At 67.0% G+C, this 15025-nt stretch carries 25 protein-coding genes and 4 pseudogenes; all 29 read left to right on the top strand.

What is annotated here, in order from left to right:
- Nucleotides 1–4: 4 nt before the first annotated feature.
- A complete protein-coding gene (gene rplV, locus HEK131_RS27720; RefSeq protein ID WP_030619142.1) occupies nucleotides 5–352 on the top strand; it encodes a 50S ribosomal protein L22 in 348 nt (115 codons plus the stop codon).
- On the top strand, nucleotides 352–1182 hold the full coding sequence (gene rpsC / locus HEK131_RS27715) for a 30S ribosomal protein S3 (protein WP_030811675.1): 831 nt from the start codon (nucleotides 352–354) through the stop codon (nucleotides 1180–1182). Before rplV ends, rpsC begins: the two co-directional genes overlap by 1 nt.
- A gap of 5 nt (nucleotides 1183–1187) precedes the next feature.
- Nucleotides 1188–1607, top strand: a complete 420-nt coding sequence (rplP, locus tag HEK131_RS27710; protein ID WP_003956458.1) for a 50S ribosomal protein L16 — start codon at nucleotides 1188–1190, stop codon at nucleotides 1605–1607.
- Nucleotides 1607–1831, top strand: a complete 225-nt coding sequence (rpmC, locus tag HEK131_RS27705) for a 50S ribosomal protein L29 (protein ID WP_007494763.1) — start codon at nucleotides 1607–1609, stop codon at nucleotides 1829–1831. The genes rplP and rpmC overlap by 1 nt, the downstream gene beginning before the upstream one ends.
- On the top strand, nucleotides 1831–2115 hold the full coding sequence (rpsQ, locus tag HEK131_RS27700; RefSeq protein WP_030811683.1) for a 30S ribosomal protein S17: 285 nt from the start codon (nucleotides 1831–1833) through the stop codon (nucleotides 2113–2115). The genes rpmC and rpsQ overlap by 1 nt, the downstream gene beginning before the upstream one ends.
- A gap of 128 nt (nucleotides 2116–2243) precedes the next feature.
- Nucleotides 2244–2612, top strand: coding sequence for a 50S ribosomal protein L14 (gene rplN, locus HEK131_RS27695; protein ID WP_003992364.1), 369 nt, complete (start codon nucleotides 2244–2246; stop codon nucleotides 2610–2612).
- A 2-nt stretch (nucleotides 2613–2614) separates the two neighbouring features.
- Nucleotides 2615–2938 (top strand): 50S ribosomal protein L24, encoded by a 324-nt coding sequence (rplX, locus tag HEK131_RS27690; protein WP_161146652.1) that lies wholly within the window; start codon nucleotides 2615–2617, stop codon nucleotides 2936–2938.
- Nucleotides 2938–3495, top strand: a complete 558-nt coding sequence (gene rplE, locus HEK131_RS27685) for a 50S ribosomal protein L5 (RefSeq protein ID WP_217461862.1) — start codon at nucleotides 2938–2940, stop codon at nucleotides 3493–3495. Before rplX ends, rplE begins: the two co-directional genes overlap by 1 nt.
- A 5-nt stretch (nucleotides 3496–3500) precedes the next feature.
- Nucleotides 3501–3686, top strand: a complete 186-nt coding sequence (locus HEK131_RS27680; protein ID WP_003948630.1) for a type Z 30S ribosomal protein S14 — start codon at nucleotides 3501–3503, stop codon at nucleotides 3684–3686.
- 212 nt (nucleotides 3687–3898) lie between these two features.
- Nucleotides 3899–4297 (top strand): 30S ribosomal protein S8, encoded by a 399-nt coding sequence (gene rpsH, locus HEK131_RS27675; RefSeq protein ID WP_030420829.1) that lies wholly within the window; start codon nucleotides 3899–3901, stop codon nucleotides 4295–4297.
- 24 nt (nucleotides 4298–4321) lie between these two features.
- Nucleotides 4322–4861, top strand: coding sequence for a 50S ribosomal protein L6 (gene rplF, locus HEK131_RS27670; RefSeq protein ID WP_217461863.1), 540 nt, complete (start codon nucleotides 4322–4324; stop codon nucleotides 4859–4861).
- A 3-nt stretch (nucleotides 4862–4864) separates the two neighbouring features.
- Nucleotides 4865–5248, top strand: a complete 384-nt coding sequence (gene rplR, locus HEK131_RS27665) for a 50S ribosomal protein L18 (protein ID WP_030811697.1) — start codon at nucleotides 4865–4867, stop codon at nucleotides 5246–5248.
- A 41-nt stretch (nucleotides 5249–5289) separates the two neighbouring features.
- Entirely contained in the window at nucleotides 5290–5895 is a 606-nt protein-coding gene (gene rpsE / locus HEK131_RS27660; protein WP_007494753.1) for a 30S ribosomal protein S5, read from the top strand.
- Entirely contained in the window at nucleotides 5895–6074 is a 180-nt protein-coding gene (gene rpmD, locus HEK131_RS27655; RefSeq protein WP_052580766.1) for a 50S ribosomal protein L30, read from the top strand. Before rpsE ends, rpmD begins: the two co-directional genes overlap by 1 nt.
- Nucleotides 6075–6076: 2 nt before the next feature.
- Nucleotides 6077–6532 (top strand): 50S ribosomal protein L15, encoded by a 456-nt coding sequence (gene rplO / locus HEK131_RS27650; RefSeq protein ID WP_161146654.1) that lies wholly within the window; start codon nucleotides 6077–6079, stop codon nucleotides 6530–6532.
- 189 nt (nucleotides 6533–6721) lie between these two features.
- Nucleotides 6722–8035 carry a preprotein translocase subunit SecY gene (gene secY, locus HEK131_RS27645; protein WP_217461864.1) on the top strand — a complete coding sequence of 438 codons (1314 nt, stop codon included), beginning with the start codon at nucleotides 6722–6724 and terminating at the stop codon, nucleotides 8033–8035.
- Nucleotides 8035–8700: an adenylate kinase gene (locus tag HEK131_RS27640; RefSeq protein WP_217461865.1), complete on the top strand. Its 666-nt coding sequence runs from the start codon at nucleotides 8035–8037 to the stop codon at nucleotides 8698–8700. Before secY ends, HEK131_RS27640 begins: the two co-directional genes overlap by 1 nt.
- A 101-nt stretch (nucleotides 8701–8801) precedes the next feature.
- Complete coding sequence (gene map / locus HEK131_RS27635; RefSeq protein WP_161146657.1) at nucleotides 8802–9638, top strand: type I methionyl aminopeptidase; 837 nt, start codon at nucleotides 8802–8804, stop codon at nucleotides 9636–9638.
- 106 nt (nucleotides 9639–9744) lie between these two features.
- Nucleotides 9745–9903, top strand: a pseudogene (locus tag HEK131_RS27630) (type I methionyl aminopeptidase); the annotation flags it as partial.
- A gap of 106 nt (nucleotides 9904–10009) precedes the next feature.
- Nucleotides 10010–10168, top strand: a pseudogene (locus HEK131_RS27625) (type I methionyl aminopeptidase); the annotation flags it as partial.
- Between the two features lie 106 nt (nucleotides 10169–10274).
- A pseudogene (locus HEK131_RS27620) lies at nucleotides 10275–10433 on the top strand (type I methionyl aminopeptidase); the annotation flags it as partial.
- A gap of 106 nt (nucleotides 10434–10539) precedes the next feature.
- Nucleotides 10540–10698: pseudogene (locus tag HEK131_RS27615) on the top strand (type I methionyl aminopeptidase); the annotation flags it as partial.
- A gap of 153 nt (nucleotides 10699–10851) precedes the next feature.
- Nucleotides 10852–11073: a translation initiation factor IF-1 gene (gene infA / locus HEK131_RS27610; RefSeq protein WP_003948620.1), complete on the top strand. Its 222-nt coding sequence runs from the start codon at nucleotides 10852–10854 to the stop codon at nucleotides 11071–11073.
- A 60-nt stretch (nucleotides 11074–11133) separates the two neighbouring features.
- The gene (rpmJ, locus tag HEK131_RS27605) at nucleotides 11134–11247 is read left to right on the top strand and encodes a 50S ribosomal protein L36 (protein ID WP_003974245.1); all 114 of its coding nucleotides are present in this window, start codon (nucleotides 11134–11136) and stop codon (nucleotides 11245–11247) included.
- A gap of 187 nt (nucleotides 11248–11434) precedes the next feature.
- Nucleotides 11435–11815: a 30S ribosomal protein S13 gene (gene rpsM / locus HEK131_RS27600; RefSeq protein WP_217461866.1), complete on the top strand. Its 381-nt coding sequence runs from the start codon at nucleotides 11435–11437 to the stop codon at nucleotides 11813–11815.
- Nucleotides 11816–11885: 70 nt separating this feature from the next.
- Complete coding sequence (gene rpsK / locus HEK131_RS27595; protein WP_003956432.1) at nucleotides 11886–12290, top strand: 30S ribosomal protein S11; 405 nt, start codon at nucleotides 11886–11888, stop codon at nucleotides 12288–12290.
- Nucleotides 12291–12412: 122 nt separating this feature from the next.
- Complete coding sequence (locus HEK131_RS27590) at nucleotides 12413–13435, top strand: DNA-directed RNA polymerase subunit alpha (protein WP_003966937.1); 1023 nt, start codon at nucleotides 12413–12415, stop codon at nucleotides 13433–13435.
- Nucleotides 13436–13551: 116 nt separating this feature from the next.
- Nucleotides 13552–14037, top strand: a complete 486-nt coding sequence (gene rplQ / locus HEK131_RS27585) for a 50S ribosomal protein L17 (RefSeq protein ID WP_217461867.1) — start codon at nucleotides 13552–13554, stop codon at nucleotides 14035–14037.
- A 104-nt stretch (nucleotides 14038–14141) separates the two neighbouring features.
- The gene (truA, locus tag HEK131_RS27580; protein ID WP_217461868.1) at nucleotides 14142–14996 is read left to right on the top strand and encodes a tRNA pseudouridine(38-40) synthase TruA; all 855 of its coding nucleotides are present in this window, start codon (nucleotides 14142–14144) and stop codon (nucleotides 14994–14996) included.
- Nucleotides 14997–15025 lie beyond the last annotated feature (29 nt).

Genomic DNA, 15025 nt, shown 5'->3' with positions numbered 1-15025 from the left:
AACCATGGAAGCCAGGGCCCAGGCGCGGTACATCCGCGTCACGCCCATGAAGGCCCGCCGCGTGGTGGACCTCATCCGTGGCATGGACGCCACGGAGGCCCAGGCCGTCCTGCGATTCGCTCCGCAGGCCGCCTCCGTGCCGGTCGGCAAGGTGCTCGACAGCGCCATTGCCAACGCCGCGCACAACTACGACCACACCGACGCCGACAGCCTCGTCATCTCTGAGGCCTACGTCGACGAGGGCCCGACCCTGAAGCGGTTCCGGCCGCGCGCCCAGGGCCGTGCCTACCGGATCCGCAAGCGGACCAGCCACATCACCGTGGTCGTCAGCAGCAAGGAAGGAACCCGGTAATGGGCCAGAAGGTTAACCCGCACGGGTTCCGGCTCGGTGTCACGACCGACTTCAAGTCGCGTTGGTACGCCGACAAGCTGTACAAGGACTACGTCAAGGAAGACGTGGCCATCCGTCGCATGCTGACGCAGGGCATGGAGCGCGCGGGTATCTCCAAGGTGGAGATCGAGCGCACCCGTGACCGTGTCCGCGTGGACATCCACACCGCGCGTCCGGGCATCGTCATCGGCCGCCGCGGTGCGGAGGCCGACAAGATCCGCGGTCAGCTCGAGAAGCTGACGGGCAAGCAGGTCCAGCTCAACATCCTCGAGGTCAAGAACCCCGAGACGGACGCTCAGCTCGTGGCCCAGGCCGTGGCCGAGCAGCTTTCCTCGCGTGTCTCCTTCCGCCGTGCCATGCGTAAGAGCATGCAGTCGGCGATGAAGGCCGGCGCCAAGGGCATCAAGATCCAGTGCGGTGGCCGCCTCGGCGGCGCCGAGATGTCCCGCTCGGAGTTCTACCGCGAGGGTCGTGTGCCCCTGCACACGCTCCGCGCGAACGTGGACTACGGCTTCTTCGAGGCCAAGACGACCTTCGGCCGCATCGGCGTGAAGGTCTGGATCTACAAGGGCGACGTCAAGAACATCGCCGAGGTCCGCGCCGAGAACGCTGCGGCCCGTGCGGGTAACCGCCCGGCCCGTGGTGGCGCCGACCGCCCGGCCCGCGGTGGCCGTGGTGGCGAGCGTGGTGGGCGCGGTCGCAAGCCGCAGCAGGCTGCCGGCGCCGAGGCCCCCAAGGCCGAGGCTCCCGCCGCCGCCGCTCCGGCTGAGAGCACCGGAACGGAGGCCTGACCGAAATGCTGATCCCCCGTAGGGTCAAGCACCGCAAGCAGCACCACCCGAAGCGCAGTGGTATGGCCAAGGGTGGCACGCAGGTCGCGTTCGGCGAGTACGGCATCCAGGCGCTGACCCCGGCGTATGTGACGAACCGTCAGATCGAAGCGGCTCGTATCGCCATGACCCGCCACATCAAGCGTGGCGGCAAGGTCTGGATCAACATCTACCCGGATCGTCCCCTCACCAAGAAGCCTGCCGAGACCCGCATGGGTTCCGGTAAGGGTTCGCCGGAGTGGTGGATCGCCAACGTCAAGCCCGGACGCGTCATGTTCGAGCTGTCGTACCCCAACGAGAAGACTGCGCGTGAGGCTCTCACTCGTGCGGCCCACAAGCTGCCGATGAAGTGCCGGATCGTCAAGCGCGAGGCAGGTGAAGCGTGATGTCGGCCGGTACCAAGGCGTCCGAGCTGCGCGAGCTGGGCAACGAGGAGCTTCTTGCGAAGCTCCGCGAGGCCAAGGAAGAGCTGTTCAATCTCCGCTTCCAGGCGGCGACTGGTCAGCTCGAGAACCACGGCCGTCTGAAGGCGGTCCGCAAGGACATCGCGCGGATCTACACCCTGATGCGCGAGCGTGAGCTGGGCATCGAGACGGTGGAGAACGCCTGATGAGCGAGAAGAACGTGACTGAGAACGCTGAGGCCCGTGGCTTCCGCAAGACCCGTGAGGGTCTCGTCGTCAGCGACAAGATGGACAAGACCGTCGTCGTCGCTGTCGAGGACCGCGTGAAGCACGCGCTGTACGGCAAGGTCATCCGCCGTACGAACAAGCTCAAGGCCCACGACGAGCAGAACGCCGCCGGTGTCGGCGACCGTGTCCTCCTTGCGGAGACCCGGCCGCTGTCGTCGACGAAGCGCTGGCGCATCGTCGAGATCCTCGAGAAGGCCAAGTAGGCAATCCCCTCAGGGGACTGCTCAAGCAAGATTCCTGCGGGGAAAATCCGCAGGTCAGTTCCGCCAGGCTCGGTCGGGGTCCCTCACAGGACCCCGGCCGGGAACCGGCAGACAATCAGGAGATAGACGTGATCCAGCAGGAGTCGCGGCTGCGTGTCGCCGACAACACTGGTGCGAAGGAGATCCTTTGCATCCGTGTGCTCGGTGGCTCCGGTCGCCGCTACGCGGGCATCGGTGACGTCATCGTCGCCACCGTCAAGGACGCGATCCCCGGCGGCAACGTGAAGAAGGGTGACGTCATCAAGGCGGTCATCGTTCGGACCGTCAAGGAGCGTCGCCGTCCGGACGGCTCGTACATCCGCTTCGACGAGAACGCCGCTGTCATTCTCAAGAACGACGGCGACCCTCGCGGCACCCGTATCTTCGGCCCTGTCGGCCGTGAGCTGCGCGAGAAGAAGTTCATGAAGATCATCTCGCTCGCGCCGGAGGTGCTGTAAGCATGAAGATCAAGAAGGGCGACCTGGTCCAGGTCATCACCGGTAAGGACAAGGGCAAGCAGGGCAAGGTCATTGCCGCTTTCCCGCGCGACGAGCGTGTCCTGGTCGAGGGTGTCAACCGGGTCAAGAAGCACACCAAGGCCGGCCCGACCGCCAGCGGTTCGCAGGCGGGCGGCATCGTCACGACCGAGGCGCCTATCCACGTCTCCAACGTCCAGCTGGTCGTTGAGAAGGATGGCAACAAGGTCGTCACGCGTGTCGGCTACCGCTTCGACGACGAAGGCAACAAGATCCGCGTTGCCAAGCGGACGGGTGAGGACATCTGATGGCTACCACCACCACTCCGCGTCTGAAGACGAAGTACCGCGAGGAGATCGCGGGCAAGCTGCGTGACGAGTTCCAGTACGAGAACGTCATGCAGATCCCCGGCCTCGTCAAGATCGTGGTCAACATGGGTGTGGGCGACGCCGCCCGCGACTCCAAGCTGATCGAGGGCGCCATCCGCGACCTCACCACGATCACCGGTCAGAAGCCGGCCGTCACCAAGGCCCGCAAGTCCATCGCGCAGTTCAAGCTGCGTGAGGGTCAGCCGATCGGTGCCCACGTCACGCTCCGTGGCGACCGCATGTGGGAGTTCCTGGACCGCACCCTGTCGCTGGCGCTTCCGCGCATCCGCGACTTCCGCGGCCTGTCCCCCAAGCAGTTCGACGGCCGTGGCAACTACACCTTCGGTCTCACGGAGCAGGTCATGTTCCACGAGATCGACCAGGACAAGATCGACCGTGTCCGGGGTATGGACATCACCGTGGTCACCACGGCGACCAACGACGCTGAAGGCCGTGCCCTTCTCCGTCACCTCGGCTTCCCGTTCAAGGAGGCGTAAGCGAGATGGCGAAGAAGGCTCTCATTGCCAAGGCTGCTCGTAAGCCCAAGTTCGGTGTGCGTGGCTACACCCGCTGCCAGCGCTGCGGCCGCCCGCACTCCGTGTACCGCAAGTTCGGCCTCTGCCGCGTGTGCCTTCGTGAGATGGCTCACCGTGGCGAGCTGCCGGGCGTGACCAAGAGCTCCTGGTAATCCCCCTAATCAGGGATTGCTGGAACTCTCGGTAAGCAACTGGGTCGGCAGAGGCCCTTCCCCACATGCCGTAGGCTTGCGGGGTTGGGCGTCTGTCGCGCCCGTACGACTTACTACGCCGTAGGTCCACCGCGCCGCACCCGCCCCGTCTCGGATCGGGGAGAGGGATGGCGCACCAGGAAACCCCGGCGAGAGAGGCCGAAGGCCAATTCATGACCATGACTGATCCGATCGCAGACATGCTTACGCGTCTGCGGAACGCGAACTCGGCATACCACGACTCTGTGACGATGCCGGCGTCCAAGATCAAGTCTCACATCGCAGAGATCCTCCAGCAGGAGGGCTTCATCACGGGCTGGAAGGTCGAGGACGCCGAGGTTGGCAAGAACCTCGTCCTGGACCTGAAGTTCGGGCCCAACCGTGAGCGCTCCATCGCGGGCATCAAGCGGATCTCCAAGCCCGGTCTCCGGGTTTACGCGAAGTCCACCAACCTGCCGAAGGTGCTCGGCGGCCTGGGCGTGGCGATCATCTCCACGTCGCACGGTCTCCTCACCGACAAGCAGGCCGGCAAGAAGGGCGTGGGTGGGGAAGTCCTCGCCTACGTCTGGTAGCGGAAGGGAACGGAGGAAACAGCTATGTCGCGTATTGGCAAGCTCCCCATCACGGTTCCCGCCGGCGTGGACGTCACCATCGACGGCCGTACGGTCGCGGTCAAGGGCCCCAAGGGCTCGCTGACCCACACCGTCGTCGCGCCGATCGACATCGTCAAGGATGAGGACGGCACCCTCGCGGTGACCCGCCCCAACGACGAGCGTCAGAACAAGGCCCTGCACGGCCTGTCCCGCACGCTGGTGGCGAACATGATCACCGGCGTGACCCAGGGTTACGTGAAGAAGCTCGAGATCAGCGGTGTCGGTTACCGCGTTACGGCCAAGGGCTCGAACCTCGAGTTCGCGCTCGGCTACAGCCACCCGATCGTCATCGAGGCGCCCGAGGGCATCACCTTCAAGGTGGAGTCCCCGACCCGCTTCCAGGTCGAGGGCATCGACAAGCAGAAGGTCGGCGAGGTTGCGGCCAACATCCGCAAGCTGCGCAAGCCTGACCCGTACAAGGCCAAGGGCGTCAAGTACGAGGGCGAAGTCATCCGCCGCAAGGTCGGAAAGGCGGGTAAGTAAGCCATGGCATACGGACAGAAGATCCTCAAGGGCGACGCCTACAAGCGCGCCGCGATCAAGCGCCGCCACATCCGGATTCGCAAGAACATCTCCGGTACGGCGGAGCGTCCGCGTCTGGTCGTCACCCGCTCCAACCGCCACATCGTGGCGCAGGTGATCGACGACCTCAAGGGCCACACCCTGGCTTCCGCGTCCACGCTGGACGCGTCGGTCCGGAGCGGCGAGGGCGACAAGTCCGCGCAGGCCAAGCAGGTCGGCGCCCTGGTCGCCGAGCGTGCCAAGGCCGCCGGTGTCGAGGCTGTCGTGTTCGACCGTGGTGGCAACCAGTACGCCGGGCGCATCGCCGCCCTGGCGGACGCCGCCCGCGAAGCCGGTCTGAAGTTCTGAGCCGGTTCCGTAGCTAGCGGAAACAGAGAGAGGTAATTCCAATGGCTGGACCCCAGCGCCGCGGTGGCGGTGCCGGTGGCGGCGAGCGGCGGGACCGGAAGGGCCGTGACGGCGGCGCTGCTGCCGCCGAGAAGACCGCGTACGTTGAGCGCGTTGTCGCGATCAACCGCGTCGCCAAGGTTGTGAAGGGTGGTCGTCGCTTCAGCTTCACCGCGCTGGTCGTGGTGGGCGATGGTGACGGCACCGTCGGTGTCGGTTACGGCAAGGCCAAGGAGGTGCCGGCCGCCATCGCCAAGGGTGTTGAGGAGGCCAAGAAGCACTTCTTCAAGGTCCCCCGTATCCAGGGCACCATCCCGCACCCCATCCAGGGTGAGAAGGCTGCCGGCGTCGTGCTGCTCAAGCCCGCGTCCCCGGGTACCGGTGTTATCGCCGGTGGTCCGGTGCGCGCCGTGCTCGAGTGCGCCGGTATCCACGACATCCTGTCGAAGTCCCTGGGCTCCGACAACGCGATCAACATCGTGCACGCGACCGTGGCGGCCCTCAAGGGCCTGCAGCGTCCCGAGGAGGTCGCGGCCCGCCGCGGTCTGCCGCTCGAGGACGTCGCCCCCGCGGCTCTGCTGCGTGCGCGTGCCGGGGCTGGTGCGTAATGGCGCAGCTCAAGATCACGCAGGTCAAGTCGTACATCGGCAGCAAGCAGAACCACCGTGACACCCTGCGTTCCCTTGGTCTCAAGGGCATCAACACGCAGGTCGTCAAGGAGGACCGCCCCGAGTTCCGCGGAATGGTGCACACCGTCCGCCACCTCGTGACGGTTGAGGAGGTCTGATCATGGCGGAGCAGAACCCGCTCAAGATCCACAACCTCCGTCCCGCCCCGGGCGCCAAGACCGCCAAGACCCGTGTGGGTCGTGGTGAGGCGTCGAAGGGTAAGACGGCTGGTCGTGGTACCAAGGGCACGAAGGCCCGTTACCAGGTTCCGGAGCGCTTCGAGGGTGGCCAGATGCCCCTCCACATGCGTCTCCCGAAGCTGAAGGGCTTCAAGAACCCGTTCAAGACCGAGTTCCAGGTCGTGAACCTCGACAAGCTGGCCGCGCTCTACCCCGAGGGTGGCGAGGTCACCGTCGAGGGTCTGGTGGCCAAGGGTGCCGTTCGCAAGAACAGCCTCGTCAAGGTGCTCGGCCAGGGCGAGATCTCCGTGGCGCTGCAGGTGACGGTGGATGCCGTCTCCGACTCCGCCAAGGAGAAGATCACCGCTGCCGGCGGTACGGTCACCGAGCTGGTCTGAGTCCCTCAGGTCTCTCGATGACGTAGACGATCCCGACCGGGGATACCCCACAATGGGGTATCCCCGGTTGGTCGTTCCTAGGGGGGCGGTGTCGCCGGTAAGGTGGCGTGCGCTGTTCCCTTTTCCTTATTCATCGAACCTCTAGACCGTCACCCTTGACGCAGTTGCGCGGGGGTCGCAGGAGGCACCGTGCTCACCGCGTTCGCCCGGGCGTTCAGGACGCCCGACCTGCGCAAGAAGCTGCTCTTCACGCTGGGCGTCATCGTGGTCTACCGGGTCGGTACCCACATCCCGATCCCCGGCGTCAATTACAAGGCCGTCCAGACCTGCGTGACCGAGGCCTCCGGCAACCAGGGCCTCTTCGGCCTGGTCAACATGTTCAGCGGCGGAGCGCTGCTCCAGATCACGATCTTCGCCCTCGGCATCATGCCGTACATCACGGCGAGCATCATCCTTCAGCTCCTGACCGTGGTGATCCCGCGCCTGGAAGCCCTCAAGAAGGAGGGGCAGGCCGGTACCGCGAAGATCACCCAGTACACCCGGTACCTGACCGTGGCGCTCGCCATCCTGCAGGGGACCGGCCTCGTGGCCACCGCCCGCAGCGGCGCCCTGTTCAGCGGGTGCACGGTCGCCGGGAACATCGTCCCGGACCAGGCGATCTTCACCACGATCACCATGGTGATCTGCATGACCGCCGGTACGGCGCTGGTGATGTGGCTCGGTGAGCTGATCACCGACCGCGGCATCGGCAACGGCATGTCGATCCTGATGTTCATCTCGATCGCCGCGACCTTCCCGTCCGCGCTGTGGGCCATCAAGAAGCAGGGCACCCTGGCCGGCGGCTGGATCGAGTTCGGCACCGTCATCCTGGTCGGCCTGGTCATGGTCGCGCTCGTCGTCTTCGTGGAGCAGGCCCAGCGCCGCATCCCGGTGCAGTACGCGAAGCGCATGATCGGCCGCCGTTCCTACGGGGGTACGTCGACGTACATCCCGCTGAAGGTCAACCAGGCCGGTGTGATCCCGGTCATCTTCGCGTCGTCGCTGCTCTACATCCCGGCGCTGATCGCGCAGTTCGCGGGCGGGGACTCGGGCTGGAAGCGCTGGATCACGGCGAACCTGACCAAGGGCGACCACCCGATCTACATCTCGCTGTACTTCCTCCTCATCGTGTTCTTCGCGTTCTTCTACGTGGCGATCTCCTTCAACCCCGAGGAAGTCGCCGACAACATGAAGAAGTATGGTGGCTTCATTCCGGGCATCCGGGCCGGTCGGCCGACCGCTGAGTACCTGAGTTACGTGCTCAACCGGATCACCTGGCCGGGTTCGCTGTATCTGGGTCTGATCGCTCTCGTACCGACGATGGCGTTGGTGGGCTTCGGGGCAAGTCAGAACTTCCCCTTCGGCGGGACCAGCATCCTGATCATCGTGGGTGTGGGTCTCGAGACCGTGAAGCAGATCGAGAGCCAGCTCCAGCAGCGCAATTACGAAGGGTTCCTCCGCTGATGCGTATCGTCCTCGTCGGGCCGCCGGGTGCCGGTAAGGGAACGCAAGCCGTCCGCCTCGCAGAGACGCTGGCCGTCCCGCACATCTCCACGGGCGACCTGTTCCGGGCCAACATCAGTCGGCAGACGGAGCTGGGCAAGCTGGCCAAGTCCTACATGGACGGGGGCAACCTCGTCCCGGACGAGGTCACCATCGCCATGGCCAAGGACCGCATGGAGCAGCCGGACGCCGAGAACGGCTTCCTGCTCGACGGCTTCCCGCGCAACGTCTCGCAGGCCCAGGCGCTGGACGAGCTGCTGCAGGGCGAGGGCATCAAGCTGGACGCCGTCCTGGACCTGGAGGTCCCGGAGGAAGAGGTCGTCAAGCGGATCGCCGGCCGGCGCATCTGCCGCAACGACTCCTCGCACGTCTTCCACGTGACGTACAGCGCGCCGAAGAAGGAAGGCGTCTGCGACGTCTGCGGCGGCGAGCTGTACCAGCGCGACGACGACTCCGAGGACACCGTCCGCAAGCGGCTCGAGGTCTACCACACGCAGACCGAGCCGATCATCGACTACTACAAGGCGCAGGGGCTCGTCGTGACGATCTCCTCCCTGGGTCCGGTGGACGAGATCACCAAGCGGGCGCTGGAGGCTCTCAAGCGCGAGAAGGCCGGCAGCGAGTAAGACCCCCGGTCCTTCCGGCCGCGGTGCCCGCCCAGGGCGCCGCGGCCGTAGTGTTGTCCAGGTAACCCAGTCGGTCCGAGTGACGGAGAGCGCAGGCCCCCATGGTGCAGATCAAGACCCCCGAGCAGATCGCCAAGATGCGAGCGGCCGGGCTGGTCGTCGCCGCGATCCACGCGGCCACCCGTGAGGCGGCTGTGCCCGGCGCGACGACCAAGGACCTGGACGACGTGGCGCGCAAGGTGCTGGACGAGCACGGCGCGAAGTCGAACTTCCTGGGGTACGGCGGCTTCCCCGCGACCATCTGCACGTCGGTCAACGACGTCGTGGTCCACGGCATCCCCTCCGAGGACGTCGTCCTGAAGGACGGCGACATCATCTCCATCGACTGCGGCGCGATCGTGGACGGCTGGCACGGTGACGCGGCCTACACGGCCTTCGTCGGTTCCGGCCACGCCCCCGAGCTGGTCGAGCTGTCCCGGGTGACCGAGGAGTCGATGTGGGCGGGGATCGCCGCGATGAAGCTGGGCAACCGCCTGGTCGACATCTCCCGCGCGATCGAGACCTACATCCGCCGCCAGCCGAAGCCGGGCGGCGGCAAGTACGGCATCGTCGAGGACTACGGCGGCCACGGCATCGGCACCGAGATGCACATGGACCCGCACCTGCTGAACTACGTCGAGCGGCGCCGCGGCAAGGGCCCCAAGCTGGTCCCCGGCTTCTGCCTCGCCATCGAGCCCATGGTCTCCCTCGGCACCCCCCGCACGAAGGTCCTCGAGGACGACTGGACGGTCCTGACGACCGACGGCACCTGGTCCTCCCACTGGGAGCACTCGGTGGCTCTCACCGAGCAGGGCCCCCTCGTCCTGACCTCCCCTGACGGCGGCCGGGCGAAGCTGGCGGAGTACGGCATCACGACGGCCCCCGATCCGCTCGCCTGACGGGCGGCTCCGTGCCGTGACCGCCGGTCGGAGGACGGCGCAGCCGCTCGAAGCTTGTGAGGCGCCTCGGCGCCGATACCCGCGAGAGGGGCGTCGAGGATTGGTCGACTGGACGGTCCTGACGACCGACGGCACCTGGTCCTCCCACTGGGAGCACTCGGTGGCTCTCACCGAGCAGGGCCCCCTCGTCCTGACGTCCCCGGACGGCGGCCGGGCGAAGCTGGCGGAGTACGGCATCACGACGGCCCCCGATCCGCTCGCCTGACGGGCGGCTCCGTGCCGTGACCGCCGGTCGGAGGGCGGCGCAGCCGCTCGAAGCTTGTGAGGCGCCTCGGCGCCGATACCCGCGAGAGGGGCGTCGAGGATTGGTCGACTGGACGGTCCTGACGACCGACGGCACCTGGTCCTCCCACTGGGAGCACTCGGTGGCTCTCACCGAGCAGGGCCCCCTCGTCCTGACGTCCCCGGACGGCGGCCGGGCGAAGCTGGCGGAGTACGGCATCACGACGGCCCCCGATCCGCTCGCCTGACGGGCGGCTCCGTGCCGTGACCGCCGGTCGGAGGGCGGCGCAGCCGCTCGAAGCTTGTGAGGCGCCTCGGCGCCGATACCCGCGAGAGGGGCGTCGAGGAATGGTCGACTGGACGGTCCTCACGACCGACGGCACCTGGTCCTCCCACTGGGAGCACTCGGTGGCTCTCACCGAGCAGGGCCCCCTCGTCCTGACGTCCCCGGACGGCGGCCGGGCGAAGCTGGCGGAGTACGGCATCACGACGGCCCCCGATCCGCTCGCCTGACGGGCGGCTCCGTGCCGTGACCGCCGGTCGGAGGGCGGCGCAGCCGCTCGAAGCTTGTGAGGCGCCTCGGCGCCGATACCCGCGAGAGGGGCGTCGAGGATTGGTCGACTGGACGGTCCTCACGACCGACGGCACCTGGTCCTCCCACTGGGAGCACTCGGTGGCTCTCACCGAGCAGGGCCCCCTCGTCCTGACGTCCCCGGACGGCGGCCGGGCGAAGCTGGCGGAGTACGGCATCACGACGGCCCCCGATCCGCTCGCTTAAGGATCAGTGGTATGGGGCAGAATTCTGCGATTCGTTTTTCCGGGTGCGCTGACGTAGACTGACTCGTCGGCTCTCGTGCACCCGCATGTCCGCATGCGCCCGTTAGGGAAAAGCGTGAGAGTCGATCAAGGTAGTCGATTCGAAGGGCGAAGCGTGGCCAAGAAGCAAGGTGCCATCGAGATCGAGGGCACTGTCGTCGAGTCTCTGCCGAACGCCATGTTCAAGGTCGAGCTCCAGAACGGCCACCAGGTCCTGGCACACATCAGCGGCAAGATGCGTATGCACTACATCCGCATCCTCCCTGACGACCGGGTCGTGGTGGAGTTGTCTCCGTACGACCTGACGCGTGGCCGGATCGTCTACCGGTACAAGTAGATCTTGCCCGCATCCCGGTTAACGCCGGGGTGGTGGCACTGACCCGGAGAACCTCACCCCATGAAGGTCAAGCCGAGCGTCAAGAAGATCTGCGACAAGTGCAGGGTGATCCGCCGTCACGGCCGGGTCATGGTCATCTGCGACAACCCGCGCCACAAGCAGCGCCAGGGCTGACGCACGGCCGAACCCTCTGCACTCCTCGCAGAGTTTCGCGCGACGCAAGCTGAATTGTTCATACGCAGAGCCCGAGCCAACCAGCTCGACACCCTCGGTCGGAGGCCGAGGACCCGGTTCGTACCTCGTACGGCGGCCGGGAACCGGTTCTGTGGAAGACCTCCGAAGATTCACCAGGAGCCATTGAATGGCACGCGTTTCCGGTGTTGACATCCCGCGCGAAAAGCGCGTGGAGGTCGCCCTCACCTACGTGTTCGGCATCGGCCGGACCCTCTCCCAGGAGACGCTGGCTGCGACCGGCGTCGACCCGAACACCCGCGTTCGTGACCTGAGCGAAGAGCAGCTCGTCGCGATCCGCGAGTACGTGGACAACAACTTCAAGACCGAGGGTGACCTCCGTCGCGAGATCCAGGCCGACATCCGCCGCAAGGTCGAGATCGGTTGCTACCAGGGTCTCCGTCACCGTCGCGGCCTGCCCGTCCGCGGTCAGCGCACCAGCACCAACGCCCGCACCCGCAAGGGCCCGCGTCGCGCCATCGCCGGCAAGAAGAAGCCGGGCAAGAAGTAGTCCTCAGCGGACAACGCTTCACCAGCGGTCTTCGCTGTAGGACCGACCACCTCCCCGTAGGAGTTAATAGATGCCCCCCAAGGGTCGTCAGGGCGCTGCCAAGAAGGTGCGCCGCAAGGAAAAGAAGAACGTCGCTCACGGCCACGCGCACATCAAGAGCACGTTCAACAACACGATCGTCTCGATCACGGACCCGTCCGGCAACGTGATCTCCTGGGCCTCCGCCGGCCACGTCGGCTTCAAGGGTTCCCGGAAGTCGACGCCGTTCGCCGCGCAGATGGCCGCCGAGTCGGCTGCCCGCCGCGCCCAGGAGCACGGCATGCGCAAGGTCGACGTGTTCGTCAAGGGCCCGGGTTCCGGTCGTGAGACCGCGATCCGCTCCCTGCAGGCCACGGGCCTCGAGGTCGGTTCCATCCAGGACGTGACCCCGACCCCGCACAACGGCTGCCGCCCGCCGAAGCGCCGCCGCGTCTGACGCAGGCCGCTTCACAGGCTGTGGTTCCGGGCGGTACGGCTCTTTCGGGCCGTGCCGCCCGTACCCTTGCAGGACAGAGTCGGGCGTCAAATAGCGGGCGCCCCTGACTGAAGGATTCACACATGCTGATCGCTCAGCGTCCCTCGTTGACCGAAGAGGTCGTCGACGAGTTCCGCTCCCGGTTCGTGATCGAGCCGCTGGAGCCGGGCTTCGGCTACACCCTCGGCAACTCGCTCCGCCGTACGCTCCTCTCCTCGATCCCCGGTGCCGCTGTCACCAGCATCCGGATCGACGGTGTCCTGCACGAGTTCACCACCGTGCCGGGCGTCAAGGAGGACGTCACCGACCTGATCCTCAACATCAAGCAGCTCGTGGTCTCCTCGGAGCACGACGAGCCGGTCGTGATGTACCTGCGCAAGCAGGGCCCGGGTCTGGTCACCGCCGCCGACATCGCGCCCCCGGCCGGTGTCGAGGTGCACAACCCCGACCTGGTCCTCGCCACGCTCAACGGCAAGGGCAAGCTGGAGATGGAGCTGACCGTCGAGCGCGGTCGCGGCTACGTCTCCGCCGTGCAGAACAAGCAGGTGGGCCAGGAGATCGGCCGTATCCCGGTCGACTCCATCTACTCGCCGGTTCTCAAGGTCACGTACAAGGTCGAGGCCACGCGTGTCGAGCAGCGCACCGACTTCGACAAGCTGATCGTCGACGTCGAGACCAAGCAGGCGATGCGTCCGCGTGACGCCATGGCCTCCGCCGGTAAGACGCTGGTCGAGCTGTTCGGTCTCGCCCGCGAGCTGAACATCGACGCCGAGGGCATCGACATGGGTCCGTCCCCGACGGACGCCGCCCTGGCCGCCGACCTGGCGCTGCCGATCGAGGAGCTCGAGCTCACCGTTCGGTCGTACAACTGCCTCAAGCGCGAGGGCATCCACTCCGTGGGTGAGCTCGTCGCCCGCTCCGAGGCCGACCTGCTCGACATCCGCAACTTCGGTGCGAAGTCGATCGACGAGGTCAAGGCGAAGCTGGCCGGCATGGGCCTGGCCCTCAAGGACAGCCCGCCCGGATTCGACCCGACCGCCGCCGCCGACGCCTTCGGCGCCGACGACGACGCGGACGCGGGTTTCGTGGAGACCGAGCAGTACTGAGTCCTCCACCACTCCGGGCGTCCGAAAGGGCGCCCGGATCTCCGACAGGCGACCGCCTGCTCGGATACTGACTCCGGTACCTGACACGGCCGGGGCAGACACTTAGGAGAAACACCATGCCGAAGCCTGCCAAGGGTGCCCGTCTGGGCGGCAGCGCCGCGCACGAGAAGATGCTCCTCGCGAACCTCGCGAAGTCGCTCTTCGAGCACGGCCGCATCACCACCACCGAGGCGAAGGCCCGCCGCCTGCGCCCGTACGCGGAGCGTCTGGTCACCAAGGCGAAGAAGGGCGACCTTCACAACCGCCGCCAGGTCCTCCAGGTCATCACGGACAAGGGCATCGTCCACACGCTCTTCACCGAGATCGGCCCGCGTTACGAGAACCGCCCCGGTGGTTACACCCGCATCACCAAGATCGGTAACCGTCGTGGCGACAACGCGCCCATGGCTGTCATCGAGCTGGTCGAGGCGCTGACCGTCGCGCAGCAGGCCACCGGTGAGGCCGAGGCCGCCACCAAGCGTGCGGTCAAGGAGTCCGACGAGGCGAAGGTCGAGCAGACCGAGGCCACCGAGGCTCCGGCCGAGGAGTCCAAGGACGCCTGAGGCTCTGCCTGACGCCTGAGAGCGGGCCTGCCCTTTCGGGGGCGGGCCCGCTTTCGCGTTTTTTCGTCGTTTTTCCAAGGGCGCGGCCCTGAGAGGATTTCTGCGTGAGTGACGAAGCACAGCCCGGCCGTGTCCGCATCCGCCTGGACCTGTCCTACGACGGCACCGGCTTCCACGGGTGGGCCAAGCAGGCCGGCGGCAAGCGGACCGTCCAGGGTGAGATCGAGGACGCACTGCGTACGGTGACCCGGTCGCAGGAGACGTACGAGCTGACCGTGGCCGGGCGGACGGACGCCGGGGTGCACGCGCGCGGCCAGGTCGCCCATGTCGACCTGCCGGAGACGGTGTGGGCCGAGCACCGGGAGAAGCTGCTGAAGCGGCTCGCCGGACGGCTCCCGAAGGACGTGCGCGTCTGGTCCCTGACCGAGGCCCCGCCCGGCTTCAACGCCCGTTTCTCCGCCGTCTGGCGCCGCTACGCCTACCGCGTCACCGACAACCCCGGCGGTGTCGACCCGCTGCTGCGCGGCCATGTGCTCTGGCACGACTGGCCGCTGGACGTGGACGCGATGAACGAGGCGGCCCGCGCCCTGCTGGGCGAGCACGACTTCGCGGCGTACTGCAAGAAGCGTGAGGGCGCGACCACCATCCGTACCCTCCAGGAGCTGAGCCTGGTGCGGGGAGCGGACGGGGTCATCACGGCGACGGTGCGCGCGGACGCGTTCTGCCACAACATGGTGCGCTCGCTGATCGGCGCGCTGCTGTTCGTCGGTGACGGGCACCGGGGGCCCGAGTGGCCGGGGAAGGTGCTCGGCGCCGGGGTGCGGGACTCCGCCGTGCATGTGGTGCGGCCGCACGGGCTGACGCTGGAGGAGGTCGGCTACCCCGCCGACGAGCTGCTGGCCGCGCGGAACAAGGAGGCGCGGAACCGGCGCTCACTGCCGTCGGCGGGGTGCTGCTGAGCTGAGCGGGGGCCCGGGCGGGCGGGGGC

Source organism: Streptomyces seoulensis, from assembly GCF_022846655.1.
Lineage (GTDB): Bacteria > Actinomycetota > Actinomycetes > Streptomycetales > Streptomycetaceae > Streptomyces.
Note: the sequence above shows the minus strand (reverse complement) of the source record. Positions and strands in the feature narration are given on the sequence as shown.